The following is a 23,820-nucleotide window of genomic DNA, read 5'->3' as shown; positions in this document are numbered from 1 at the left end:
GCCCCGTTGCATATGCCGCAAAGGCTCTTTTGCCCCGCGCAATGCCGTGGCAGCCTCCTCCCCATGACCTTCGAGCAACTGATCCCCGCGCCCGCACGCGCCGAGGGCGCACCGGGCGGCACCGGCTTCACCGTCGACGGGTCGACCGCGCTCTGGGCGGGCCCGGGCACCGAGACCACCGAACGCTGGCTGCGCGCGACGCTGGGCGGCACGTTCCACCTCCCGCTCGCGCCGGGCGCGGAGACGGCGCCCGGCACCATCGTGCTGCGCGTCGACGACGAGGGCGGGGCGCTGGCGCCCGAGGCGTACCGCCTCACCGCCACCTCCGACCGCGTGGAAATCGTCGGCGGCGGCTCGGCCGGCGTCTTCTGGGGCGCCCAGACGCTGCGCCAACTGCTCGGCCCGGAGGCGTTCCGCCGGGCCCCGATCGCCACGCAGGGCACGCTCACCGTCCCCGAGGGCGTCGTCGAGGACGCTCCCCGGTTCGGCTGGCGCGGCATGATGCTCGACGTGTCGCGGCACTTCATGTCCAAGGAAGGGGTCCTGCGCTATCTGGACCTGCTCGCCGCGCACAAGCTGAACGTCTTCCACTTCCACCTCACCGACGACCAGGGCTGGCGCCTGGAGATCAAGCGCTACCCCCGGCTCACCGAGGTGGGCGCGTGGCGCTCGCGCACCAAGTGGGGCCACCGCCAGTCGGACTTGTGGAACGAGACCCCGCACGGCGGCTTCTACACCCAGGAGGACATCCGCGAGATCGTCGCCTACGCCACGGCCCGGCACATCACGGTCGTACCGGAGATCGAGGTTCCGGGGCACTCGCAGGCCGCCATCGCCGCCTATCCGGAACTCGGCAACGCCGACGTCATCGACACGAACGCGCTGTCCGTCTGGGACAACTGGGGCGTCACGCCGAACGTGCTCGCGCCCACCGACGGCACCCTCCGCTTCTACGAAGGGGTCTTCGAGGAGGTCCTGGAGCTGTTCCCGTCGACGTTCATCCACGTCGGCGGCGACGAGTGCCCCAAGGAGCAGTGGAAGGACTCCCAGGTCGCCCAGGAGCGCATCGAGCAGCTCGGGGTCAGCAACGAGGACGAGCTGCAGAGCTGGTTCATCCGGCACTTCGACAAGTGGCTGGCCGCGCGCGGGCGTCGGCTCATCGGCTGGGACGAGATCCTGGAGGGCGGGCTCGCGGAGGGCGCGGCCGTGTCCTCCTGGCGCGGCTACAGCGGTGGCATCGCGGCGGCCAAGGCGGGCCACGACGTCGTCATGTGCCCCGAGCAGCACGTGTATCTGGACCACCGTCAGCACGGCGGCGCGGACGAGCCGGTGCCCATCGGCTGGGTGCGCACCCTGGAGGACGTGTACCGCTTCGAGCCGGTGCCGGACAAGCTCACCGCCGAGGAGGCCCGGCACGTGCTCGGCACCCAGGCCAACGTGTGGACCGAGGTGATGGAGAACGAAGACCGCGTGGACTACCAGGTCTTCCCCAGGCTCGCGGCGCTCGCCGAGGTCGCCTGGAGCGAGCTCCCCGCGTCCGCCGACCGCGACTTCGCGGGCTTCGAGGAGCGAATGACGGCCCACTACGCGCGACTTGACGCCCTTGGTGTGTCCTACCGCCCGCCGGGCGGCCCGCTGCCCTGGCAGCAGCGTCCCGGCGTGTTCGGACGCCCGATCGAGGGGGCGCCCCCAATCGTGTGAGGTCCGCCCCGCGCACGTGCTCCTGGCGGCCCGCCCTGCGACTGTGGGCCGCCAGGAGAAAGCCGTACAAGGCTCACCGAAGAGTGGCAATTCCCGCCGACCGGCGAGGGAGTGCGAAAACGGCATATCCCCCAGGTCTGCGGACGAACGTCTCCTAGCGGACCCCCGCGCCGGGGCCCGGTGAAGATGTGCCAGAGTTGCCACGTCCGGGTTGTGAGCACGTACCGTACGGCGGAACAGGCGTAACGGTGAGCGCGGCACGCAAGTGGCCGGGCCATCGGGAAGGGGCAGCCGGTTTTGACCACGCACGCACCGCGGGCGGCGCAGGGGGCGCAGTCTGTGTCGCTGCCCGCCACGCTCGACGAGGCCGTCGCGGCGCTCGCCGCCGTGCCCGCAGCCGTGCCCGTCGCGGGCGGCACGGACCTGATGTCGTCGGTCAACGCCGGCCTGCTGCGCCCCGCCGCGCTCGTCGGCCTCGGCCGCATCAGCGAGATCCGCGGCTGGCAGTACCAGGACGGGCACGCCCTGCTCGGTGCCGGGCTCACGCACGCGCGCATGGGGCGCCCGGACTTCGCGGCGCTCATCCCAGCGCTCGCCGCGGCCGCGCGCGCCGCGGGCCCCCCGCCGATCCGCAACGCGGGCACCCTCGGCGGCAACATCGCGTCCGCCGCGCCGACCGGCGACTCGCTGCCCGTACTCGCCGCGCTCGAAGCCGTGTTGATCATCGTGGGCCCCGGCGGCTCCCGCCGCGAGGTCCCGGTCTCGCACCTGCTCGCGGGCATGGAGATGCTCCAGCCCGGCGAACTCATCGGATTTGTCCGCGTACCGCTCCTGCACGCCCCCCAGGTCTTCCTGAAGGCCACGGGGCGCACCGGACCCGGCCGCGCCATCGCGTCCGTCGCGCTGGTCCTCGACCCCGCGCGCCGGGGCGTGCGATGCGCGGTGGGGGCGATCGCGCCCATGCCCCTGCGCCCCCTGGAGGCGGAGCAGTGGGTGGCCGGGCTCATCGACTGGGACGGCGAGCGCGGGCTCGTGCCGGAGGCCCTCGCGGCCTTCGGTGACTACGTGGCCGCGGCGTGCATCCCGGACCAGCCGCCCGCCGAGGACGGCAGCGAGCGGCCGCACCCGCCCGCCGTACTGCATCTGCGGCGCACCGTCGCCGCGCTGGCCCGACGAGCACTGGGGAGGGCGCTGTCGTGACCGACGCTCAGAGGAACGGGGCGGGCGGCGGCTGGCAGCCGCACCCGCAGGGCGAGTACGACGCCGACGCCACGGCGTTCGTCCAGCTCCCGGAGGGCGCTGTCGACGCGGTGAGCACGCCGCTCGCCGCCCCCGGACACGGCTATGTGCCGCCGCAGATAACGGTCGCGCCGACCGCCGCGGACGCCACCGACCCCGCCGCCACGGGCGTGTGGGTGCTGCCCCCGGAGATCACCGGGGTCGCGCCCGCCACCGGCGACGCCCCGGTCGCGAGCTGGCCGGACCCCGCCGCGCAACCCGGACTCCCGGTCCACGAGGCGTACGACGGGCCGGGCCACGAGCCGCACCAGCCGCACGGTCCGTACGAGCAGCACGTCCAGGACGCCTACGACCCGCGCGCCACCGGCCAGTGGACCTTCCCGGACGCGGTGCCGCCGGAGCAGCCCGCTCCGGGGCATCCGCACGCGCCCGCGCCCGCCGCGCACGACGTGACCGGGCAGTGGTCCATCCCTGTCGCGGATGGTGATCTTCCGGACGAATCGGGCGAGTTCACCACGTCCTCCCTCGCGCAGCAGTGGGGTGGTACGCCGCCCGCGACGCTGCCCGGGGGGGCGCCCGCGCCCTGGGCGTCGGCGCTCGCGGCCATGCCGGAGCCGATGGCTCCGCAAGCGCCGGAGGCCTTCGCCGGACAGCCCTTCGCCGAACAGTCGCCGCTGGAGCGGCCGCCGGTGGAGCCGTCCCTGGTGGAGCAGTCCCCGCTGGGGCCGCCCCAGGTCGAGCGGCCCCAGGCCGAGCAGCCCCCCGTGGAGCCGCCCGCCGTCGCGGAGACCCCCTTCGAGCGGACCGCCAAGCTGTTCGTCGTCGAGCGGCGCCCGGACGGGTCGCTCGGCCCCCGGGGCGGCGTCTCGGAGGAGGCGGCGGAGCCGCAGCCGCTGGTCGCGCCGGAGCCGGAGCCGTTCGTGGCGCCGGAGCCGCAGCTCGTGACCGCGCCGGAGCCCGTGGCCGCCGAGCCTGAGCCGCCGGTCGCCCCCGCCCCTGAGCCGTCGGTCGCCCCCGAGCCCGCCCCCGTGGCGGCCGAGGTGCCGGTCCCGGTCGAACTCCCGGAAGCCCCGGCGCTGGTGGAGCCCGCCGCTCCGGAGGAGCTGGTGGCCGCCTCCGAGGAGCCCGAGGCGGAGCCCGAGGCCCCGGCCCCCGCGCCGGAAGCCGCGCCGGAGCTGGAGCTGGAGCCCGAGGCGGAGCCCGAGCTGGAGGAGCCCGCGCCCGAGCCCGCGCCGGAGCCAGCGCCCGAAGCCGAGCTCGCGGGCGGACCCGCCCCGGAGGCCGCCCCGGAGGCCGCACCAGAACCCGCCCCCGCGACCGAAACGGAAGCTGCCCCTGCGGTCGAGGCCGGGCCCGACGCGGTGGCCGACGTCCAGGAGGCGGCGGCCGAGGCGGAGCCCGAGCAGGAGCCGAAGGCCCCGGCCGAGCCGCAGCCCCACCACGACGAACACCCCCTCGTCTCCTATGTCCTGCGCGTCAACGGCGCCGACCGGCCCGTCACCGATGCCTGGATCGGCGAGTCGCTCCTGTACGTGCTGCGCGAGCGGCTCGGCCTCGCGGGCGCCAAGGACGGCTGCTCGCAGGGCGAGTGCGGGGCCTGCAACGTCCAGGTGGACGGCCGGCTCGTGGCCTCCTGCCTGGTGCCCGCCGCCACCACGGCGAGCAGCGAGGTGCGCACCGTCGAGGGCCTCGCCGCCGACGGGCAGCCCTCCGACGTCCAGCGGGCGCTGGCCAACTGCGGCGCCGTGCAGTGCGGCTTCTGCGTCCCGGGCATGGCCATGACGCTGCACGACCTCCTTGAGGGCAATCCCGCGCCCAGCGACCTGGAGACCCGTCGCGCCCTGTGCGGCAACCTGTGCCGCTGCTCGGGCTACCGGGGCGTGCTCGACGCGGTGCGCGACGTCGTCGCCGAGCGCGCGGCCAAGGGCGCCGCCGAGCAGGAGCAGGACGGGCAGACCGCCGGGCACACGCGCATCCCGCACCAGGCGGGCCCGTACGGGCAGGACGGAGAGCAGGCGTGACCGGCGTGACCAACGAAGCCGTCACCACCCCCGGAGGGGCCGAGCAGCTGCCGCGCGGCATCGGCTCCTCGCTGCCGTCGGCGGACATCAGGGCCAAGACGGAGGGCACCTTCCCCTACGCCTCCGACCTGTGGGCCGAGGGCCTGCTGTGGGCGGCCGTCCTGCGCTCCCCGCACGCGCACGCGCGCGTGGTGTCCATCGACACCACCCACGCGCGCGAGCTGCCGGGCGTCCGCGCGGTCGTCACGCACGAGGACGTGCCGGGAGCGGCCCTGCACGGCCGGTGGAGCGCCGACCGCCCCGTCTTCGCCGCCGACGTCGTGCGCCACCACGGCGAGCCCATCGCCGCCGTCGCCGCCGACCACCCGGACACCGCCCGTATGGCCGCCGCCGCGATCATCGTCGAGTACGAGGCCCTCGACCCGGTCACCGACCCCGAGCAGGCCTTCGAGGCGCCGCCGCTGCACCCGGACGGCAATCTGATCAGGCACATCCCGCTGCGCCACGGCGACCCGGAGGCGACCGGCGAGGTCGTCGTCGAGGGCCTGTACCGCATCGGCCGCCAGGACCCGGCGCCGATCGGCGCGGAGGCGGGGCTCGCGGTGCCGCGCCCGGACGGCGGCGTCGAGCTGTACGTCGCCTCGACCGACCCGCACGGCGACCGCGACCGGGCGGCCGCCGTCTACGGCCTCGCGCCGGACCTGGTGAAGGTCGTCGTCACGGGCGTGCCCGGCGCCACCGCCGACCGCGAGGACCCGGGCTTCCAGCTGCCGCTCGGCCTGCTCGCCCTGAAGACGGGCTGCCCGGTCAAGCTCACCGCGACGCGCGAGGAGTCCTTCCTCGGCCACGCCCACCGCCACCCCACGCTCCTGCGCTACCGCCACCACGCGGACGCGGACGGCAAGTTGGTGAAGGTGGAGGCGCAGATCCTGCTCGACGGGGGCGCGTACGCGGACACCTCGGCGCAGGTGCTCGCCGCCGCCGTCTCCTTCGCCTGCGGCCCGTACGTCGTCCCGAACGCCTTCATCGAGGGCTGGGTGGTGCGCACGAACAACCCGCCCTCCGGCCACGTGCGCGGCGAGGGCGCCTTCCAGGTCTGCGCGGCGTACGAGGCGCAGATGGACAAGCTCGCCAAGAAGCTGGGCGTCGACCCGGCCGAGGTGCGGCTGCGCAACGCGATGGCGACCGGCGACGTCCTGCCCACGGGACAGACCGTGACGTGCCCGGCCCCCACGGCCGAACTGCTCACCGCCGTACGGGACTTCCCGCTGCCGGAGCTGCCGAAGGACACCCCGCAGGAGGAGTGGCTGCTGCCCGGCGGCCCCGAGGGCGCGGGCGAACCGGCCGCCGTGCGGCGCGGCGTCGGCTACGGCCTCGGCATGGTCCAGCTCCTCGGCGCGGAGGGCGCCGACGAGGTCTCCACGGCCACGGTGAAGGTCCACGACGGTGTGGCCACGGTCATCTGCGCGGCCGTCGAGACCGGCCAGGGCTTCGCGACGCTCGCCCGTCAGATCGTCCAGGAGACCCTGGGCGTCGACGACGTGCGCGTGGCCCCCGTGGACACCGACCAGCCTCCCTCGGGCCCGAGCTGCCACGGCCGCCACACCTGGGTGTCGGGCGGTGCGGTGGAACGGGCCGCGAAGATGGTCCGCACCCAGCTCCTGCAGCCCCTGGCGCACAAGTTCGGCATGTCCACCGAGCTGCTCCAGATCGCCGACGGCAAGATCACCTCGTACGACGGCGTCCTCTCCACGACCGTGGAGGAGGCGATGGAGGGCAAGGAGCTGTGGGCCACGGCCCAGTGCCGTCCGCACCCCACCGAGCCGCTCGACGCCGACGGGCAGGGCGACGCCTTCGTGGGGATGGCCTTCTGCGCGATCCGCGCGGTCGTGGACGTGGACATCGAGATCGGCTCGGTACGGGTCGTGGAGCTGGCGGTCGCCCAGGACGTCGGCCGGGTCCTCAACCCCGCGCAGCTGCGGGTCCGCATCGAGGCGGGCGTCACCCAGGGCCTGGGCGCGGCGCTCACGGAGAACCTCCGCACCCCGCGCGGCATCGTCCGCCACCCCGACCTGACGGGCTACGCCCTGCCGACCGCCCTGGACGCGCCGGACATCCGCATCGTCAAGCTCGTCGAGGAGCGCGACGTCGTCGCCCCCTTCGGCGCGAAGGCGGCCAGCGCGGTGCCGGTGGTCACCTCCCCGGCCGCGATCGCCTCGGCGGTGCGGGCGGCGACGGGCCGCCCCGTGAACCGGCTGCCGATCCGGCCGCAGGCCGCGGTGGGGGCGGAGCTGGCCTGAGCCGCGTTCCGCCCACCGGAAGGGGACGCGGTCCGGGAAGGGATTGCGTTCCGCCCACCGGAAAAGAAGAGGAGCTCCGGCCCGCCCTGCGATACGTTCGCGCGCGTGAACGCACACACGGGTACGGACGGCGTCATCCTCATCACCGGCATCATGGCCGCGGGCAAGTCCACGGTCGCGCAGGCCCTCGCGGAGCGCCTGCCGCGCGCGGCGCACGTACGGGGTGACGTGTTCCGCCGCATGATCGTCTCCGGCCGCGAGGAGTACGAGCCCGGCGCGGGCGGCGAGGCCGAGGCCCAACTCCGGCTGCGCTACGGCCTGTCGGCGGCCACGGCCGACGCGTACGCCGCCGCGGGCTTCACCGCGGTCGTCCAGGACGTCGTCCTCGGCGCGGAGCTGAAGCGCTACGTCGACCTGGTGCGGACCCGCCCCCTGTACGTCGTCGTCCTCGCCCCGCGCCCCGACGCGGTCGCCGCCCGCGAGGCCGCCCGCGGCAAGACCGGCTACGGCGAGTGGACCGTCGAGGCCCTCGACGCCGGTCTGCGCGCCGAGACCCCGCGCATCGGACTGTGGCTGGACAGCTCGGAGTTGACGGCGGATCAGACGGTGACGGAGCTCCTCGCGCGCCTGGGCGAGGCCGCGGTGGCCTGAGCGCGGAATGTCTCGTACCGGCGCCCGTACGGTAGCGAGCACGTTCCAGGCTCTCCATGACCGCATAAATCCCTTTTAATTCGGGCGAGTTGCAGGGCACCATCGGAAGAGTCCCGAACCACTCACCGCACGATCCGACTCGCTACGGGGGAGACACGTCATGGGGGATGACAACGACACGGGCTGGGGCTGACGGCCCCGCACTCTGAAGACGCGCAAGGGGCGGCTCCGGTTGGAGCCGCCCTCACTCGTGCTCGGGCCCGCGGTCAGCCCGCTTCCGCCCGTGCGTGGTCGAGGAGGACGTCCGCCGCCGCCCGCGCGTGCCGGCCGTAGTCCGCGTCGTCGAGGACCATGGCGCGGCTGGCCGCGCCGTCCGCGAGGGTGGCCAGCTGTTCGGCGAGCGCGAGGGGGTCGCGGCAGCCCAGCTCCGTCACCAGGGCGGCGATCAGTCGCACCATGCGCAGCTTCTGCTCCCGGGCGTAGGAGTGCACCGCGCTCGCCGGGTCGGGGAACTCCGCGGCGGCGTCGATGAACGGGCACCCGCGCACGAGGGCCGCGCCCGCCGCGGACGGGTCCGCGCCCGTCGTCGGTGGGTTCGCGTCCGTCACCGGCGAGTCGAACAGCTTGCGGATCCGGTCGCGCGGAGAGATGTCCTCGCGGGTCAGCACGCCTTCCAGGGTGGCGCCCGACTGGACGAGGCCCTGCAAGTGGGCGATGACCAGATCGTTCTTGGTGCGGAAGTGCGCGTAGAGCGTCCGCTTGGACACCGGCGCCTCCTCCGCGATCTGTTCCATGCCGGTCGCGTTGATGCCCTGCGCCGCGAACAGCCGGGCGGCGGCGGCCAGGACGCGCTCGCGCCCGCCGCGTCCGCGCCGCGGGGGTGGCGTGGCGATCGTGTCGGCGGTCGTGTCGCCTGTCGTGCTCCCGGTCGGACCCATGCGGGAAGTATACGCACGCGTTTACTTCGGCCGGAGGGCCGCGTTAGGGTGGCGCCCGCATGTAAACGGATCCGTTTACACATGTCCTCCGTCACCAAGGAGTCCCATGAGCAGGTTCGTCGCCACCGAGCTGAGCGGCTGTGCGGAGAAGCTGATACGCGGCCGTCGCGCGACCCGCGCGTTCCGTCCCGACCCCGTGCCCGAGGACACGCTGCGCAGGATCTTCTCGCTGGCCGCCGCCGCGCCGTCCAACTCCAACGCGCAGCCGTGGCAGGTGGAGGTGGTGAGCGGCGCGGCACGGCGGCGCCTGGCCGCCGCCTTGCGGGCGGCCCACGCCGAGGGGCGCACCTCGGCGGACTTCCCGTACACCGAGGAGATGTACGCGCCGGTGCACCGGGCGCGCCGGTCGGCGTTCGGCGCCGAGCTGTACGGAGCCCTGGGCATCGGCCCCGACGACCACGCGGCCCGCGCGGCCTACGACGCGGAGAGCCTGGCCTTCTACGGCGCGCCCCACGTGGCGTTCCTCTTCGTCCACGGCGACGGCGAGGCGCGCCTCGCCGCGGACGTCGGCGCCTACCTTCAGACGCTGCTCCTGGCGATGGCCGCGTACGGCGTGGACAGCTGCCCGCAGGGGCTGTTGAGCTTCTACGCCGACACCGTCCGCGCCGAACTCGGCGTCACCGCAGGGAAGCTGCTCGTCGGCGTCTCCTTCGGCCATGCCGACGAGGCCGCGCCGGTGAACCGGGTGCGGACCGGCCGTGCTCCGGTCGAGTCGACCACGGCCTTCCACCACTAGGGCCTGTCCGATGGGTCGGCGCGGCCGGGCGGTACGCGGGGCGGGGCGATCGCCTGCGGGTGCGTCGTGGCCGGTCGCGCAGTTCCCCGCGCCCCTTCGGGGCGCTGCACAAGACCGCTTAGTGCCGCACCGTCACGACCGCGCCCGGCTCAAGGCGCTCGTACACCCACCGCGCGTCGGCCGACCGGAGCCCGATGGAGCCCCGGGTGGCGTCCCGCTCGCCGGGTGCGTCCTCCGCGTACGTCATCGCGAGGATGAAGTTGCTCCGGCCGTCCGGCCCGCGCAGCTCCACCACCCACGGCAAGGTCACGTCGTACTCCTGCCCGAGACCGACCGACTCGCTGGTGAGCCGCTTCTCGCGGTACTTGGCGACGACCGTCATCCGGCCCGTGCGCGTCGGGTGGGACTCCTTGCCGGAGGAGACGGGCACGCTCCGCCCGCCCAGGGCCAGCGTGCGTGAGCCCAGGTCGACGGTCGCGGCGGGCGCGGCGGCGGAGCGCGTGGCGGGTGCGGCGGGGGGCGCGGGCCGGGCGTCGGAGCCGTCGCGCAGGGCGCTGGTGAGGCCGAACGCGAGGGCGGCCACGGCGACGGCGGCGCCCCCCGCGAGGGCGGTGCGGCGACGCCGCCGCCGGGCCGCGGCACGGCGGCGGACCTGGGCACCGGCCACGGGCGCGGGCGCCGTACCGCTCCCGGCGAGGGCGCGCAGCGCGGCGGACAGCTCCGGAGCGGACGGGCCCGGGGTCGTGGCGTCGGCGGGGTACGGCTCGCGGGACAGGTCATCGGACACGGCCGGTCTCCTTCTCGCTGGGCGGCCCGCCGAGGGCGCCGCGGGGGCCGCCGAGCACGGCGCCGGGCCCGTCGGCGGCGTCGGCCTCGCTCGCGGTGAGGAGCTTCGCGAGCGCCGCACGCCCGCGCGCGAGGCGGGCCTTGACCGTCCCCGTAGGGGCGCCGGTCTCCGCGGCCACCTGGTCCACGCTGAGGTCGCACAGGTGGTGCAGCACGATCGCGAGGCGCTGGGCGTCGGGCAGTCGGCGCAGGGCCTCCACGAGGGCGAGGTGCTCGGGGCCCGGGCCCGGGGCGTGCTCGGGCGGCGGGGTGCGGCGTACGAGGTCGAGCCAGCGCCGGGCCCGCCGCCAGTGGCTGACGGCGAGGCGCATGGCGACCGTACGGATCCACGCCTCCGGGGCCTCGGTGGCGAGGAAGTCGCGCCGCCGGTCCCAGGCGCGCACGAAGGCCTCCTGGACGACGTCCTGGGCCTGCCCGTGGTCCCCGGTGAACGCGTACACCTGGCCGACGACGCGCGGGAACGCCGACGCGTAGAACGCGTCGAACTCGTCCTCCGTCATGCCGCCCCCGAAGTCCCGAAAAGTTTCTCGCACGGCATGCAACCCGGTGGCCCCTGGCGTGCGTACAGGTCGCGTACATCGAAGCACACCACACAGGGGGGCTCTGTTGAGCGGGGCGAGCACGGGAACCAGGGGACAGCGCGGGGCCAGGGGCAACGCCCGGATCTGGGGCAGCAGGGGAGCCGCGGCCGCGCTCGGCGCGCTGCTGCTCGCGGGCTGCGGGGTCGGCGGCGGCGAGGGCGAAGCGGGCGGCACGAGCGACGGCAAGGGCGGCAAGCCCGCCGCGGCGGCCCCGGCCGCCAAGCCGTCCCCGCGCGCGAAGCCGCTGCCGGAGGCGCTGCGCGAGGGCGCCAAGGTCAACCTCTTCGACGGCCAGACGGTCGGCGTCGGCATGCCGGTGTCGGTGACGTTCGCACGGCCCGTCCCCGCGGCGGAGCGCGCGGCGGTCGAGAAGCGCCTGAAGGTCACCACGGACAACGGCACCACCGGCTCCTGGAGCTGGGTCAAGGACCGCAACCTGCACGAGGGCCAGCGGATCGACTACCGCCCCGAGACCTACTGGAAGCCCGGCACGAAGATCACCGTCCGGGCGGGCAGGTCCATCGACACGACCGTCACCGTGGGCCGCTCCCTGGTGGCCACGGTCGACGTGCGCAGCCACACCATGACCGTAGTGAAGGCCGGGGCGACGCGCCGCGTGCCGATCACGGCGGGCGCCCCGGGCATGGACACCTGGAACGGCACGATGGTCGTCTCCGACAAGCAGCGCCGCGTCCTCATGGACTCCCGGACCGTCGGCTACGGAGACGCGTACAAGGGCTACTACGACTACGCGGTGCACCTGACGACGTCGGGCACGTATCTGCACCAGAACCCGAAGGCCAACACGTTCGCGGGGAACAGCAACGTGACGCACGGCTGCATAGGCCTCGCCACGGACGGCACCGCACAGCGCTTCTACGAAGAGGTGATCCCCGGGGACGTCATCCGCGTCACCGGCTCCACGGAGACGGTGGCCGCGGGGAACGGGTACGGCGACTGGAACGTGCCGTGGGACCAATGGAAGGCGGGCAGCGCCCTGTAGGCGCCGCCCGCTCCCTCCTGGAGGCCGTGACCGGAATCGAACCGGTGTGCTTCGCTTTGCAGGCGAATCCCTAAACCACTCGGGCACACGGCCAAGCTGTGCTCTCTTGTCCTCGACCGTAGGCGGTGGCCGCGACCTCCTTCAAGGCCGCGGCGCCGGACGCAATGGGACTGCCATGCGGCGTTCACGAACGGCGTTTCACGAACGGTGTTCATGAACGAGGGAAACGGGGTAGGGAGGGGCATTCGTGTCTAGGGGTGAACTCCGGGGCGGGGTGGGTGACTTCCCGGATGTGGGCGGCGCGGCGGCGCGGCGACCATGAACGCATGACATCTCAGTGGATCTCACGGCGGGCAGTGGTGCGGGGCGCGGCGGCGGGCGCGCTCCTCGCGGCGGCGGGCGGCGCGCCCGCGTTCGCAGGGCAGAGGCGGGGGCGTGGCGGCTGGGACCCGGCCGCGCTGCGCGCCGCGATCTCCGACCTCACCCACCCGCCGTCGACCGCCGCACAGTTATGGGCGGAGCACGGAAGGGACCGGTGGTACGGCAGCACGGGCGTGACCGAGCTGAAGGGCGGCCGGGCCCCGCGCCCCGGCGACGCGTTCCGGGCGGGCAGCGTCACCAAGCTCTTCGTGGCGGTGGTGGTGTTCCAGCTGTGGTCGGAGGGCCGTCTGCGCCTCGACGACCCGATCGGGCGGCACGTGCCCGGGTGGCTGCCGCCCACCTCCGCCCGCATCACGGTCCGGCAGCTCCTGGATCACACCAGTGGGCTCCCGGACCACCGTGGCCTGCCGGACCTCAGCACCCCGGAGGCCGTACTGCGCCACCGCTTCGACCGCTGGACCCCCGAGGAGATCGTCGCGTCGGTGGCGCACGAAGGCCCGAAGTTCCCCCCGGGCACGGCCCAGGAGTACCGAGGCATCAACTACGTGATGCTCTCCCTGCTCATACAGGAACTGACCGGCCAGGAGTACGGCGAGGCGATAGCGGCCCGCGTCCTGCGCCCACTGGGCCTGCGGCGCACCTGGTTCCCCGGCACCGACCCCCGCCTCCGCGGCCCGCACGTCCACGGCTATCTGAGGATGAGCGACGGCTCGACGCGTGACACCACGGCGTGCGACCCGTCGAGCATGTGGGGCGAGGGCGAGCTGGTGTCGACGCTGGACGACCTGAAACGATTCCAATGCGCCTTGTTCAACGGCGAGTTGCTGTCACGCGCCGCGATGGACCAGCTCTTCGTCCTGCCACCCGACTCGGTGCGCATGCTGGACGGCACCCCGGCGCGGTACAGCACGGGATTGCAGCGGATCCCCCTGGGCGGCGGCGTGACGCTCTGGGGCAAGACCGGCGAGACCTACGGCTACCGCACACGGGTGTTCACCACCAGGGACCAGCGGACGCGCTTCGTCCTGGCATACCACCCGACATCGAGAGCGGCGAAGGAGGAAATGGCCGAGCGGGTCGTCGCGGCCCTTCCGCTCGACGGCGCGTGAGTGGACGGTGGGGAGACGACGGGCCCCGGCAGGGGCGTGCTGCCCGCTGCCGGGGCCCGGGGACCCGTTGCCGCGTGAGGTGAGGAGCTACGGCGTGGGGCCGAGCTTCCTCCAGGGGCGGCCTCCGTTGCCCTCGGCCGTGCCCGGTTCGGCGGTCGTGTACCACTGGGCGTACCAGTAGAAGCCGTCGTGCTTGACGTAGGCGCCGGTGGCGCGCTTGGGGTCACCGGTCAGGATGTGGGTTTCGTGGGCGTTGTCGCCGTCGGCGGCTTCGGCCTCCTGTCCGGTGGCGGCGCGCAGTTTGAAGAGTTTGCCGTGGCGTGGTCCGCCGGGCCGGCCCTCGGTGCCGTCGTCGTTGACGGGGACGAACCGCCAGCGCTGGCGTTCGCCGTCGCCGCAGTCCCGGGTGGCGAGGTCCTCTCCGGCGTCGGTGGCGGTGAGGCACCTGTCGCCGTTGCCGATGCTGTACCAGCCGTCGCCCACGTCCTTGACCTGCCAGAACTGGTTGGGGTTGGTCGTGGACGGGGAGACGAGGTGGACCCGCGACTGGTCGGGGTAGTGATCCATGTTCATCTGCTGGTACTCGAACTGCCAGCCCTTGTCGCCCTTGTCGAACGCACCCCAGAGACGGCCCGCCGCGGGGGTGTAGGTCTTGCCGGGCTTCCAGTCGGCTGCGGGGCAGGTGCCCGCGGACGGGGCCGGGGGCTCCACGGTGTCGGTGCCGCGGCGCTGGTCACCGGTGACGCCGTACTCCTTGTCGTCGATCTTGACCGTGGTGTTCGCGGGCCCTGTGATCGGCAGGTAGTACTTGACGTCGATGTCCAGGGATTTGCCCGGCGGGATGTCCTGGCAGTAGTCGAGCTCGATGGTCACGCGGTGGAAGTCGGCCTTCAGGCCGCCCTGGTTGGGCCCGGTGCGGCCGGGCTTGATGACGGGCATCTCCTTGTAGTCGCCGTCCTTGATGACCGGTGGGGCGGAGGTGGGGATGTCGAAGGAGATCTCGGTGCCCTGGCCGAGGGTCTGCCCGCTGTTGTTGGTGATGCGCAGCTTGGGCTGGAGGGGGTAGAAGTCGTCCTTCTTGGTGGGGTAGTCGACGAGTTCCACGTCGGCGTCGATGACTTGGCGGGGCAGGCTGCGGCCTTCGCCCGCCTTGGTGGACCCGTAGGGGCCCGCGGCGCGCATCGCCTTGTCCAGGCGGGTCGTCAGGTCGTAGCCCATGCCGTATTCGCCGCCGGGGCGTTCGGTGTAGTCACCGGCCAGTTCCCACAGCATGACGCCGCCGATGCCGTTGTCCTTCACGTACTGGGCCTTGGCGTCGATCGACCGCTCGTTCTCGGTGGAAAGGAACACCTTCTTGTCGGCGTTCCACAGCCAGGGGGCCTCCAGCTCGGAGCTGTACTTCTCCTCGTAACGGCCGCGCAGTTTGTTCTCCTGCTTCGCCGTGTCGAGTCCGTACGACTTCAGATAGCCCGGGGCGGTGCCGTGCTGGAGGTTCTTGGCGTGCCACAGCGGGTTGGAGCCCGCGGCGACTTCCTTGCCGTCCTCGGTGTCGTGCCAGACGTTGTCGATGCCCACGGCGCCGGCGCCGCAGTCCGAGTCGCCGCCGCGGCCGCCGGTGCCCACCGGGCAGTCACCCTGCTGGGGCAGCGATGCGGTGCCCCACAGCCCGTCCTGTCCGCCCTGCACGTCGCGCCAGCCGCGCGTGTAGTACGGCAGGCCGAGGTTGATGCGGCCCGCGGGCAGCGCGCCGCGGTAGTAGTGGTAGGCCCAGTCGGTGTTGAAGTACCCGTGCTTCTGGAAGTCCTTGGTGTCCGCCTTCTGGTCGTCGTAGATGCCCGCGGCGGCCAGCTCGTTGTCCTTGCCGTCGTCGTACAGCGGCGCCTGCGGGCCGACGTACTTGTTCCAGGAGCCGTGCAGGTCGTACGACATGACGTTGACGAAGTCCTGGTACTGCAAGGCCTGTCCGGCGTCCAGGCCGCGCACCAGATAGCCGGAGGAGGAGCCCGCGGAGGTCAGCTGGAAGTAGCGGCCCTTGTCGGCTCCGGCCCGGTCGAGCTTCTCCCGCAACGCCTTCATCAGCGCGTTGTAGCCCTTGGTCAGACCCTTGCGGCGCGGGTCGGCGACGTCCCAGTCCTTGGGGTTGCCGGTCTTCGGCAGGGCCGTGGGGTACTCGTAGTCGATGTCCACCCCGTCGAACCCGTACTTCTGGAGGAAGCCGGTCACCGAGTCGGCGAAGGTGTCGATGCCCTCCTGGTTGACCGACCCGTCCGCGTTGGTGGCCATCGAGTAGAACTGGCGGGTCTCCGCCCAGCCGCCGACCGAGATCAGCGTCTTCACCGCCGGGTGCCGCTTCTTGTAGGTGTTCAGCAGGTTGAAGTGCCCCTTGTACGGCAGCGAGTCGTCCATCTTGGCGCGCGGGTTGCCCGGCCAGGTCATGCCGGTGGCCGGGTTCTTCGGGTCCGAGGTGTCCCCGACCGAGATCCGGTTGTCCTTGTCGACGTGCGCGAACGCGTAGTTGATGTGCGTGACCTTGGTCCACGGGATGTTGCCGACCAGGTACTTCGGATCGCCGTTCGCGCCGGTGCGCCAGCCGGTGAAGTAGCCGACCACGCGCCGCGAGCGGCCGTTGCCGAGCCACTCACGGCCCTGCTCGTCGTACACGTCGCAGTACGGAGTGTTCACCCCGGCCGTCTTCGCCATCCCGTCGGGACGGCAGTCACCGGAGGCAGCGGGCTTGTCGTTGCGCACCGGTTCCCCGTCGTCGTAGGGGTCACCGGCGTCGCCGCCCTTGCCGTTGTCGTCCGGCTTCTCCGGAGTGACTCCGGGGGCCTTCCACCGCTGCCCCGCGTCGCCGGACGCGCAGTCCTTGACGGCCAGCGTCTCGTCCTCGCCGCCCGCCGTCAGACACAGACCGCCGTTGCGCAGCCGCGTCCACCCGTCACCCGCGTCCTCGGCCTGCCACAGCTGGTCCTTGTCCCCGTCGTCGTCCTTGGCGAGCCGGGCCTCGTGCTTGCCGGTGTCGTGCGCAAGGACGGGGGCGCCGTCCAGGGCGCTGATGATCTGCCACCCCTCGGGCGTGGACCGCGCCCGCCACTTCTGCGCGGGGTGGTCCTTGGACGCGAGCGCCTTCACCCGGGTTCCCGGCTCCGACCACGCGTTGTCCACGTCGGCGACCAGGTCGTCCTTGGCGGACTTGAGGTGGCCGGTGCGGTCGACTGGCTGGGGGCGGGGGGTGATCTTGATGTCGGCGTTCTCGATGTTCCACCCCTGGAACACGGAGGAGCTGCACGGCCGCAGCGAGCCCCAGAGGACGGAGCCGGGTTCGTAGGCCAGGCACCATTTCCCGTCATCGGTGGTGATGCGGGAAACACCGTCTTCCGGCTTGATCTTCCACACGCGAGGCGTGTCGGTGACCGACGCCCACTGCCACGATCGCCCGCCGTCCCCCTGCAGGTACTGCCCCGTCCGGTTCCTGATGGTCGTCTCCAGCTCGCGGCCCTCCTTCAGGTCACCGGTGATGTACCAGCGTCCCGTGTCGGCGTCGTCCGCGCCCGTGGAGACCCATTTGGAGCTGGTTCCGTGGCGCTGCAGCACGCCCTGGGGCCCGGCGTCGCCGCCCACACCCTGGTTCTGGAACCAGGAGGAGATGCGCACGGAGTGCTCCGCTCCCACGCCGTCGCTGTCCCTGCCGGGAGTGCCCACGCACGTGGACGTCCGTGCCCGCCCCGCGACACCTGACCGGGCGAAGGAGGCCAGGCACGCGCCGAGCGCCTTCTGCCCGTACGCGTTGGGGTGGACGGCCTCCTGCTTGTCGCCCTGGGACCCCCACAGCCAGCCCTTGGCCCTGTCGTACAGGTACGGAACCCACCGCACCCACTCGGCATCCGCCTCCGGCAGCGGGTTGGCACGCGAGTTGGCGCTCGTGGCCTGCTTGGTGCCCTTCCCGCACAGCTCGTGCCCGGTGAAGGCGTTCTCCACGTTCAGCAGGGACACCCCGGCGTCGTCCGACGCGCCGCGCAGCATGGAGGTGATGCCCGGCATGAGCTCGCCACGGGCCCAGTTCAGGTCGGAGTCGCGGAACGGGCAGCCGCCGAGGCCATAGCGTTCGTCCTCGTCGTCGTACCTCATCTGCGCACCGGAGGGCAGCGGATTCGGATACGTGCTCAGCACCAGGTCGTACTCGCCGCGCTCGTACCCGGCGTCCGTCATGACGGAGCGGATCTTCTCCAGGGCCTTGACGACGTCGCCCCGTGTGGTGGCCAGCTTCTCCTTCAGCTCCGCGTTCGCGGAGGCCGTGTTGCAGCTGCCGCCGCTCGGCCAGCCCCAGTAGCGCCAGACGCAATCGGTGATGATCTTGGAGAAGCCCAGGTCGTTGCCGCCGATGGACACCACGATCATCTTGACGTCGTAGTCCTTCGCCAGCTGTGCGAGCTGCTCGGCCTGCGGCTCCTGGTCCTGGTACTTCTCCTTGATGATGTGCTCGGTCCTGGCACCCGAGCAGGCGATGTTGAAACGGCGTTCCCTGGGGATGCCTTCGATCGCGGCACTCTTGATGGGCGCGACGTCCGAACGGTCGCAGCGGTTCTTGCCGCCGTCGTACGAGGTGTCGCCGTAGACGCAGTCCTTGCCGTCCTTGCCGCCCGGGCAGTCGGCCCTGCGGTCGGTGCCCCACACGTCGCCGCTGGGGGTGGTGTTGGCGTTACCCGCCCACCGGCCGCCTTCGCCGGAGATGTAGCTGTCGCCCATGGAGACGGCGGCGTCCATGTTGTTCTCGCAGGCATCACCTTCGGCGGCCCGGGCGGTACGGCCCACCGGGTTGTACACGGTGCGGTACTCCCAGTCGAACGAATCGCACGGTGCACTGTCGGCGGGGGCGAACCGCACCGGCCAGTGGTCCGATCCGCCGTTGCCGCTCTTGATGGACACCTGCAGGTTTCTGAGCTGATCGTTGGCGACCAAGTAGTCCAGGGCGCCTGCGTTCAATTGCGTGGGCGCAGCCGTGCCGTCCGGACGTCCGTTCGTAGTGGCGTAGAACTTGTTGTAGCGCCTGACCTGGTCGTCCGGCTCAAGGGTGTCGGCGAGGCTGTTGAAGTCCCCCATGACCCGCCACGGCTCCGCCGGCCTGCCGGGCCTGGCCGCCTTCTCGGCGCTGATGGCCTCCACAAGGGCGCGCGAGTGGGGATTGACCGCTTCGTTCACGCGTCTCGATTCCGCGTGGACGTTGAAGTACCACGTGTTCTGGAGCTGGATTCCGAACGCGGGGCGAGACCTGATCCACCTGTTGGGATCCAGGTTTGGGGCATGCTCCGGAGGTGTCACGAAGTCGAGGGGATCGTCATGGGGGGCGATGCCCTCGCGGACCCAGATCGCCATTGACTTCGTCGCGTTTCTACCCGCGTCAGGGTCGTTGGGAGCACCCTCGTCGGGGGCGTGGTCCCACTCTTCCGTGGGGAGGATCTTCAGGTAGTACAGAACCCCTTTCACCCCACGGTTGGACTGGTTGAACGGCGACTTGTACACCTGATACTTCAGGCTGGGCTGACCGTTGGCGTTGACCTGGCCGTCGCCCCAGTTCGTGGCCCACTGCAACCGGCGCATCTGCGTCTCGCCAGGTCTGGTGTTGGCCTCCTGCAGCAGGATGATGTCGGCGTCGGACATCATGTGCTTGACGTCACTCCACTTGTTGCCGCCCTGCATGTTGAACGTGATGGCGCGCAACTGCGGATCGGTCAGCGCCACCGCCGGAGCGGGGCTCAGCAAAGTGATCAGTGATGCCAGCAGGCCGGCCAGCGCCGTCACTGCGGCCGACCGTCTCCAGCGAGTTCGCGGGCGGGCGGAGGGCAAGGGCATCCACCGTCCGGCGTGGCTCCGGGCAAGCATGCCACCACGTGGCGGACGCGTACTCGGTGGTGATCTGTGCATGGTTCCTTCTCGGGTCGAAGAGCGGGCCTGGCCAGCCGAGAAAGGTATGCGGGGCGGATCAACGAGCGGTCAACACGCGTTGAGCGGCCGGGGGGCGCCGCGAGAAGCCGCTGTGGCCAGGCGGCGGCGTCCCTACCGGCCGCTGTCGAGCTCCGCCCAGACCGTCTTGCGGGGGTCGGGGCCGAACTCCGTGCCCCAGCGGTCCGCGATCGCCGCCACGATCAGCAGGCCGCGGCCCGACTCCGCGTCCGGGTCGACGGGCCCGGGGCCTGGAGCGCGTGGCAGGCGCTCGGCGCACGTGTCGCTCACCTCCACCCGCAGCACCCCGCTGGCCGCGAGGCGCAGAGTGAGCCGGAAGTTCCGCCCCGGCACGTGCCCGTGCCGCACCGCGTTGCTCGCCAGCTCGGCCACGACGTGTTCCGCCCGCTCGTACGGCCGCTCCCATGCCATGAGTTGGCGTACGACGGCCCGCCGGGCCAGGTGCGCCCCGCGCGGGCTCGACGGCATCAGCGCGGTGAACTGCCGTACGGGGGCCAGGGCTTGTGTGGTCTCTGTGTTCATGCGCCCCAGCGTGACGCAGGCCACCTAGCCTGCACCGTGGTGCGACGCGCACGTACGGTGACTGTCCCGTCGCTGTCCGGCCCTGTCCGGGCTGTCCGGGGTGTCGTACGGGTACGGCTGCGCGTTGGAGCGGGGCGGCACTTCGGAGGTGGGCGTTGATGAGCGCGGACGGCGACAGTGTGGACGGGGCGGGCTGGGACGTCGAGCCCGAGGACGAGATCGCGTCGGTCGTGGAGGCCCTCGGCCACCAGCAGAAGCGCTGGCGCGAGGCCGCGGGCCTGAGCGCGGCGGAGCTGGGCGAGGCGATCGGCTACGGCGAGGACCAGGTCCGCAAGGTGGAGCGCGGGGCAAGGATCCCGCGCCCGGAGTACCTGGACGCGGTGGATCGGGTCCTGGGGGCGAACGGCTTCATCTCGGCGATGAAGGAGGAGATGGCGAAGGCGAGGTACCCGAAGAAGGTGCGGGAACTGGCGAAGCTGGAGGAGCGGGCTGTTGAGGTGTGCCTCTACAGCACCCAGAGCATCCATGGCCTGTTGCAGACCAAGGAGCACGCGCGGGCGCTGTTCGAGATGCGGCGGCCCGCCTACGCGACCGACGAAGTGGAGCGGGCGTTGGCCGCACGTATGGCGCGGCAGTCCATCTTCCGGCGAACGCCCGCTCCTGAGCTCAGCTTTGTCCAAGAGGAGGGGACTCTCAGGCGCCCGCTCGGAGGAACAATGGTGAAGCGTCGGCAACTTGAACGTCTGCTTGAGGTGGGCCAGTTGCGGCACGTCGAGATCCAGGTCATGCCACTCGACTGCAAGGAGCATGCTGGGATCGATGGCGGCATCGAGCTGCTGAAGTTCATGGACGGTACGGCGGTTGGGCGCTCCGAAGGCGCCTTCAACGGTCGGCCCGTCTCGGAGCCGAAGCAGATCCGAATCCTTGAGCTGCGGTATGGCATCATCCGGGCGCAGGCTTTGCCGCCACAAGATTCGCTGGCCTTCAGCGAGCGAGTGCTGGGAGAGACATGACTCGTACGCCCCGTGTTGAAGGTCCATCCGGGCTGGCTTGGTTCAAGAGCAGTTACAGCAGCGGCAGCGAGGGCGACAGCTGCGTCGAAGTCGCGCTGGAGTGGGTCAAGAGCAGCTACAGCAGTAGCAGTAACGGCGAGGACTGCGTCGAGGTCGCGTTGGAGTGGGCCAAGAGTAGCCACAGCAGCAGCGGCGACGGCAATGACTGCGTCGAGGTCGCGCTGGGGTGGGCCAAGAGCAGCTACAGCGACAGCAGTGACATCAACGACTGCGTAGAGGTCGCCGCGACCCCCGGCACCGTCCACATACGGGACTCCAAGAACCCCCAAGGCCCCCGCCTCGGGTTCGGGGCGGGGGCCTGGCGGGACTTCGTTCAGGCGGCCACGTCGTAGGTGTAGTACCTCGTGTGGTCCAGCATGTCCGCAGGAGTCACGTTGCCCCAGGGGCGCATGGTCTCGCGGAGGTCGACGACGTCGCGCGTGCCGGAGGCCGGGAGGTAGGGCGAGTTGGGGTGGCGGGACTGCCACTGGGTCCACAGCTTGTCGACGTAGGCGTGGTGGAGCCAGAAGACGGGGTCGTTGGGGGAGGCCCCGGTGGCCATGTGGCCGCCGACCCAGACGTGGACGCGGTTGTGGAGGTTGACGCCGCGCCAGCCTTCGAGGTGGTTGCGGAAGCCGTCGGACGCGCTGTTCCACGGCGCGGCGTCGTAGACGGGCATGGCGAGGACGGAGTCGACCTCGGCCTTGGTGGGGAGCTGGAGGCCGTTGGAGCCGAGGCTGCGGCGGAGGAAGTCGCGGCCGTCGACGCGGACGTTGATGCGCCAGCCGTTGCCGGATGAGGCGAAGGCGCCGTCGGTGACCTGGCCGTCACGGGAGCGCCCCGTGCCGCCGAGGAAGTCGGGGGCCCACAGGGAGGCGGCGGGGGTGCGGTCGGTGGTCCAGTCCCAGTAGGGGAGGGCGACGGAGGGGTCGACGGACTGGAGGGCCTGCTCGAACTGTATGAGGAAGCGGCGGTGCCAGGGCAGGAAGGAAGGGGAGCGGTGGCCGACGCGGTCGCTGTCGTCGCGGTCGCTCATGATGAAGTCGTTGTGGGTCGAGACGAAGGAGTCGTAGCGCCCGTCGCGCTTCAGCGCGAGCAGCGCGTTGACGAAGCGGCGCTTCTCGTCGGCGGTGAGCTGGGCCTGGTTCTTGCGTACGGTCATGGCGGCGGGGCTCCGGATCAGCGGGTGGCGGGGGCGAGCGGGACGAGGGCTGCGCCCTGGAGGTCGTCGACGGCGGCGCGGGCGAGGGCGCGAGGCGTGGCCTGCGGGTCGTAGTGGTTGATGACGCTGATCCAGGTGCCGTCGGCGTTGCGCATGATGTGGAGCTCGTCGCCGTCGATGCGGACGGAGTAGCCGCCGCCGTGGTCGGCGTGGTGGCCGCCGTGGCCTCCGGCGGGCCCGCCCTGGATGCGGCGGCCGAGGTAGACCTCGTCGAAGGAGCCGGGCTCGGCGCCGTGGCCGGCGGCGAGGGCGGGACCCTGGGCGGCGCCGACACCGACGACGGCGGCCCCGGCGACGGCGCTCGCGGCGCCGATGGCCTGGCGGCGGGTGATTCCGGACATGCGTAAAACCCCCAAGTGTGCGTGGTGGAAAGGCGGTTCCGGTGGTCGGGCGGAACTGCCGGGACCATGCGTACAGGGAGGGAGATGTGCGGCCGTAATCGACGCGAAGGGTTGCCCGTCAATACGGACACCTGCGGATAAATAGTGCATTCTTGAACGACGCCGATCCTGCGGCGCGTTCACCTGCGCGGGGCGCGTACCGCAGATCCTCCGGCGGAAGTGACGATACCGTGAAAGATCTTCACAGCCACATCACGGCTCGTGTGCGGCGTCACAAGGAAAACGTGTCCGAAAGCCGTGCCGCGTGAGTAGCCCCTGAGTACCCGTACTCAAGGCCGTTTCCGGGCCGTTGGCGACACTGGTGCGCATGACGACACCGCCCTCGCAGGCCCCGGTTCCCCCTCCGCCTCCCTATGCGCCGCAGCCGTCGCAGCCGTCGCTGTCGGGGCGGTCGCGGCGGCGGCAGGGGATCGTCGCGGGCGTGCTCGTGGCGCTGGTGGGCGCCGGGCTCGGGGCCTGGTGGTGGAACAGGGGCGGGGACGACGATCCGTTGGCGGGGCGGCCCTGGGAGACGGATCTGAAGGCCGGGGTGTCGTACCGGCTCCCCGAGGGCTGGAAGCGGGACAAGGGGGACCTCGTCGACGCCTTCACCAGCTCGATCCGGACGGAGGACACAGGGGAGGACACGGGGGAGGGCGGCGACGGGGAGCGGTTCGGCATGGTCGTCACCGGGCGCGGGGGCGCCGTCGCGGAGTCGGACCTGAAGGCGCAGACGGAGCGCGCCGCCCGGTCCAACGCGGAGTTCTTCAACCCGGACGGGTCGGCGGAGCAGACCGAGTCCGAGGCGACCACGGTCGGCGGGCACCCCGCCCACACCGTCGTCCTCGTACTGAAGGGCGGCGAGGGCGGCGAGACCCGTCTGCGCCTGACGGTGATCAAGGCGGACGCCGCGCGGTCGGTGTTCCTGATGGGCATGGCGAAGCCGGGCGCGGGCGACGAGCAGGAGGCGGCGGACGCGGTCCTGAAGAGCGCGAAGGTGCTGTGAGCCCGGTGCGCGGGTCCCTGGCGGAGCCGCCGGGGGCCAGGCCCCGGTAGAGCCGCCGGTCCCCGTTCCGCGGGCGGAGGGAGCAGCCGCGCGACCTCCGTGGAAGGGGCC

18 protein-coding genes and 1 tRNA gene are annotated in these 23,820 nt (G+C 72.2%); 11 read left to right on the top strand and 8 right to left on the bottom strand.

The window, feature by feature from the left end; translation table 11 throughout:
* The first annotated feature begins 63 nt into the window (after positions 1 to 63).
* The 5 genes from MQV74_RS17115 (at position 64) to MQV74_RS17095 (ending at position 7,912) form a co-directional block, all read left to right on the top strand.
* The gene (locus MQV74_RS17115) at positions 64 to 1,701 is read left to right on the top strand and encodes a beta-N-acetylhexosaminidase (RefSeq protein WP_242718615.1); all 1,638 of its coding nucleotides are present in this window, start codon (positions 64 to 66) and stop codon (positions 1,699 to 1,701) included.
* Positions 1,702 to 1,998: 297 nt separating this feature from the next.
* Complete coding sequence (locus MQV74_RS17110) at positions 1,999 to 2,901, top strand: FAD binding domain-containing protein (RefSeq protein ID WP_138959988.1); 903 nt, start codon at positions 1,999 to 2,001, stop codon at positions 2,899 to 2,901.
* Positions 2,898 to 4,961: a 2Fe-2S iron-sulfur cluster-binding protein gene (locus MQV74_RS17105; protein ID WP_242718613.1), complete on the top strand. Its 2,064-nt coding sequence runs from the start codon at positions 2,898 to 2,900 to the stop codon at positions 4,959 to 4,961. Before MQV74_RS17110 ends, MQV74_RS17105 begins: the two co-directional genes overlap by 4 nt.
* Before the next feature lie 5 nt (positions 4,962 to 4,966).
* Complete coding sequence (locus MQV74_RS17100; protein ID WP_374120784.1) at positions 4,967 to 7,261, top strand: xanthine dehydrogenase family protein molybdopterin-binding subunit; 2,295 nt, start codon at positions 4,967 to 4,969, stop codon at positions 7,259 to 7,261.
* 153 nt (positions 7,262 to 7,414) lie between these two features.
* Positions 7,415 to 7,912, top strand: a complete 498-nt coding sequence (locus tag MQV74_RS17095; protein WP_242728777.1) for an AAA family ATPase — start codon at positions 7,415 to 7,417, stop codon at positions 7,910 to 7,912.
* A gap of 266 nt (positions 7,913 to 8,178) precedes the next feature.
* Here MQV74_RS17095 and MQV74_RS17090 read toward each other — a convergent pair whose 3' ends face one another.
* Positions 8,179 to 8,850: a TetR/AcrR family transcriptional regulator gene (locus MQV74_RS17090; RefSeq protein WP_242718609.1), complete on the bottom strand. Its 672-nt coding sequence runs from the start codon at positions 8,848 to 8,850 to the stop codon at positions 8,179 to 8,181.
* Between the two features lie 106 nt (positions 8,851 to 8,956).
* On the opposite strand from MQV74_RS17090, the gene MQV74_RS17085 reads away from it, so the two are divergent.
* Positions 8,957 to 9,646, top strand: coding sequence for a nitroreductase (locus MQV74_RS17085; protein ID WP_242718607.1), 690 nt, complete (start codon positions 8,957 to 8,959; stop codon positions 9,644 to 9,646).
* 118 nt (positions 9,647 to 9,764) lie between these two features.
* On the opposite strand, the gene MQV74_RS41180 is transcribed toward MQV74_RS17085, so the two are convergent.
* The gene (locus MQV74_RS41180; protein ID WP_242718605.1) at positions 9,765 to 10,433 is read right to left on the bottom strand and encodes a L,D-transpeptidase; all 669 of its coding nucleotides are present in this window, start codon (positions 10,431 to 10,433) and stop codon (positions 9,765 to 9,767) included.
* Positions 10,423 to 10,992, bottom strand: a complete 570-nt coding sequence (locus tag MQV74_RS17075) for a SigE family RNA polymerase sigma factor (RefSeq protein WP_242718603.1) — start codon at positions 10,990 to 10,992, stop codon at positions 10,423 to 10,425. The genes MQV74_RS41180 and MQV74_RS17075 overlap by 11 nt, the downstream gene beginning before the upstream one ends.
* A gap of 106 nt (positions 10,993 to 11,098) precedes the next feature.
* On the opposite strand from MQV74_RS17075, the gene MQV74_RS17070 reads away from it, so the two are divergent.
* Entirely contained in the window at positions 11,099 to 12,076 is a 978-nt protein-coding gene (locus MQV74_RS17070) for a L,D-transpeptidase (RefSeq protein ID WP_242718601.1), read from the top strand.
* An 18-nt stretch (positions 12,077 to 12,094) separates the two neighbouring features.
* On the opposite strand, the gene MQV74_RS17065 is transcribed toward MQV74_RS17070, so the two are convergent.
* Positions 12,095 to 12,169, bottom strand: a tRNA-Cys gene (locus MQV74_RS17065).
* 233 nt (positions 12,170 to 12,402) lie between these two features.
* Here MQV74_RS17065 and MQV74_RS17060 point away from each other — a divergent pair.
* On the top strand, positions 12,403 to 13,566 hold the full coding sequence (locus MQV74_RS17060) for a serine hydrolase domain-containing protein (protein ID WP_242718599.1): 1,164 nt from the start codon (positions 12,403 to 12,405) through the stop codon (positions 13,564 to 13,566).
* Positions 13,567 to 13,653: 87 nt separating this feature from the next.
* Here the strand turns inward: MQV74_RS17060 and MQV74_RS17055 are convergent, their stop codons facing one another.
* Complete coding sequence (locus tag MQV74_RS17055; RefSeq protein WP_242718597.1) at positions 13,654 to 19,365, bottom strand: glycosyl hydrolase family 18 protein; 5,712 nt, start codon at positions 19,363 to 19,365, stop codon at positions 13,654 to 13,656.
* 255 nt (positions 19,366 to 19,620) lie between these two features.
* Positions 19,621 to 20,049, bottom strand: a complete 429-nt coding sequence (locus MQV74_RS17050; RefSeq protein WP_242718595.1) for an ATP-binding protein — start codon at positions 20,047 to 20,049, stop codon at positions 19,621 to 19,623.
* Between the two features lie 158 nt (positions 20,050 to 20,207).
* Here MQV74_RS17050 and MQV74_RS17045 point away from each other — a divergent pair, with 158 nt between their 5' ends.
* Positions 20,208 to 21,062: a helix-turn-helix domain-containing protein gene (locus tag MQV74_RS17045; RefSeq protein WP_242718593.1), complete on the top strand. Its 855-nt coding sequence runs from the start codon at positions 20,208 to 20,210 to the stop codon at positions 21,060 to 21,062.
* Positions 21,059 to 21,454 carry a DUF397 domain-containing protein gene (locus tag MQV74_RS17040; protein WP_242718591.1) on the top strand — a complete coding sequence of 132 codons (396 nt, stop codon included), beginning with the start codon at positions 21,059 to 21,061 and terminating at the stop codon, positions 21,452 to 21,454. The genes MQV74_RS17045 and MQV74_RS17040 overlap by 4 nt, the downstream gene beginning before the upstream one ends.
* On the opposite strand, the gene melC2 is transcribed toward MQV74_RS17040, so the two are convergent.
* Together melC2 and melC1 are read right to left on the bottom strand one after the other, a co-directional pair.
* Positions 21,436 to 22,263 carry a tyrosinase MelC2 gene (melC2, locus tag MQV74_RS17035; RefSeq protein ID WP_242718589.1) on the bottom strand — a complete coding sequence of 276 codons (828 nt, stop codon included), beginning with the start codon at positions 22,261 to 22,263 and terminating at the stop codon, positions 21,436 to 21,438. The two genes, MQV74_RS17040 and melC2, sit on opposite strands and share 19 nt — an antisense overlap.
* A gap of 17 nt (positions 22,264 to 22,280) precedes the next feature.
* Positions 22,281 to 22,664 (bottom strand): apotyrosinase chaperone MelC1, encoded by a 384-nt coding sequence (gene melC1 / locus MQV74_RS17030; RefSeq protein WP_242718587.1) that lies wholly within the window; start codon positions 22,662 to 22,664, stop codon positions 22,281 to 22,283.
* Positions 22,665 to 23,031: 367 nt separating this feature from the next.
* Between melC1 and MQV74_RS17025 the strand changes: the two genes are divergently transcribed.
* Positions 23,032 to 23,709: a hypothetical protein gene (locus MQV74_RS17025; protein ID WP_242718585.1), complete on the top strand. Its 678-nt coding sequence runs from the start codon at positions 23,032 to 23,034 to the stop codon at positions 23,707 to 23,709.
* The last annotated feature ends 111 nt before the right edge of the window (positions 23,710 to 23,820 follow it).

Source organism: Streptomyces sp. AN091965 (assembly GCF_022698285.1).
Taxonomy (GTDB): domain Bacteria; phylum Actinomycetota; class Actinomycetes; order Streptomycetales; family Streptomycetaceae; genus Streptomyces.
This window is presented reverse-complemented; position numbering and strand designations above follow the sequence as displayed.

Bases quoted from the DNA above. Each gene is read 5' to 3' on its own strand.
- MQV74_RS17115 (WP_242718615.1), top strand. From the start codon at position 64: ATGACCTTCGAGCAACTGATCCCCGCGCCCGCACGCGCCGAGGGCGCA.
- MQV74_RS17095 (WP_242728777.1), top strand. From the start codon at position 7,415: ATGGCCGCGGGCAAGTCCACGGTCGCGCAGGCCCTCGCGGAGCGCCTG.
- MQV74_RS17090 (WP_242718609.1), bottom strand. From the start codon at position 8,850: ATGGGTCCGACCGGGAGCACGACAGGCGACACGACCGCCGACACGATC.
- MQV74_RS17085 (WP_242718607.1), top strand. From the start codon at position 8,957: ATGAGCAGGTTCGTCGCCACCGAGCTGAGCGGCTGTGCGGAGAAGCTG.
- MQV74_RS17075 (WP_242718603.1), bottom strand. From the start codon at position 10,992: ATGACGGAGGACGAGTTCGACGCGTTCTACGCGTCGGCGTTCCCGCGC.
- MQV74_RS17060 (WP_242718599.1), top strand. From the start codon at position 12,403: ATGACATCTCAGTGGATCTCACGGCGGGCAGTGGTGCGGGGCGCGGCG.
- MQV74_RS17050 (WP_242718595.1), bottom strand. From the start codon at position 20,049: ATGAACACAGAGACCACACAAGCCCTGGCCCCCGTACGGCAGTTCACC.
- MQV74_RS17045 (WP_242718593.1), top strand. From the start codon at position 20,208: ATGAGCGCGGACGGCGACAGTGTGGACGGGGCGGGCTGGGACGTCGAG.
- MQV74_RS17040 (WP_242718591.1), top strand. From the start codon at position 21,059: ATGACTCGTACGCCCCGTGTTGAAGGTCCATCCGGGCTGGCTTGGTTC.
- melC2 (WP_242718589.1), bottom strand. From the start codon at position 22,263: ATGACCGTACGCAAGAACCAGGCCCAGCTCACCGCCGACGAGAAGCGC.
- melC1 (WP_242718587.1), bottom strand. From the start codon at position 22,664: ATGTCCGGAATCACCCGCCGCCAGGCCATCGGCGCCGCGAGCGCCGTC.
- MQV74_RS17025 (WP_242718585.1), top strand. From the start codon at position 23,032: ATGACGACACCGCCCTCGCAGGCCCCGGTTCCCCCTCCGCCTCCCTAT.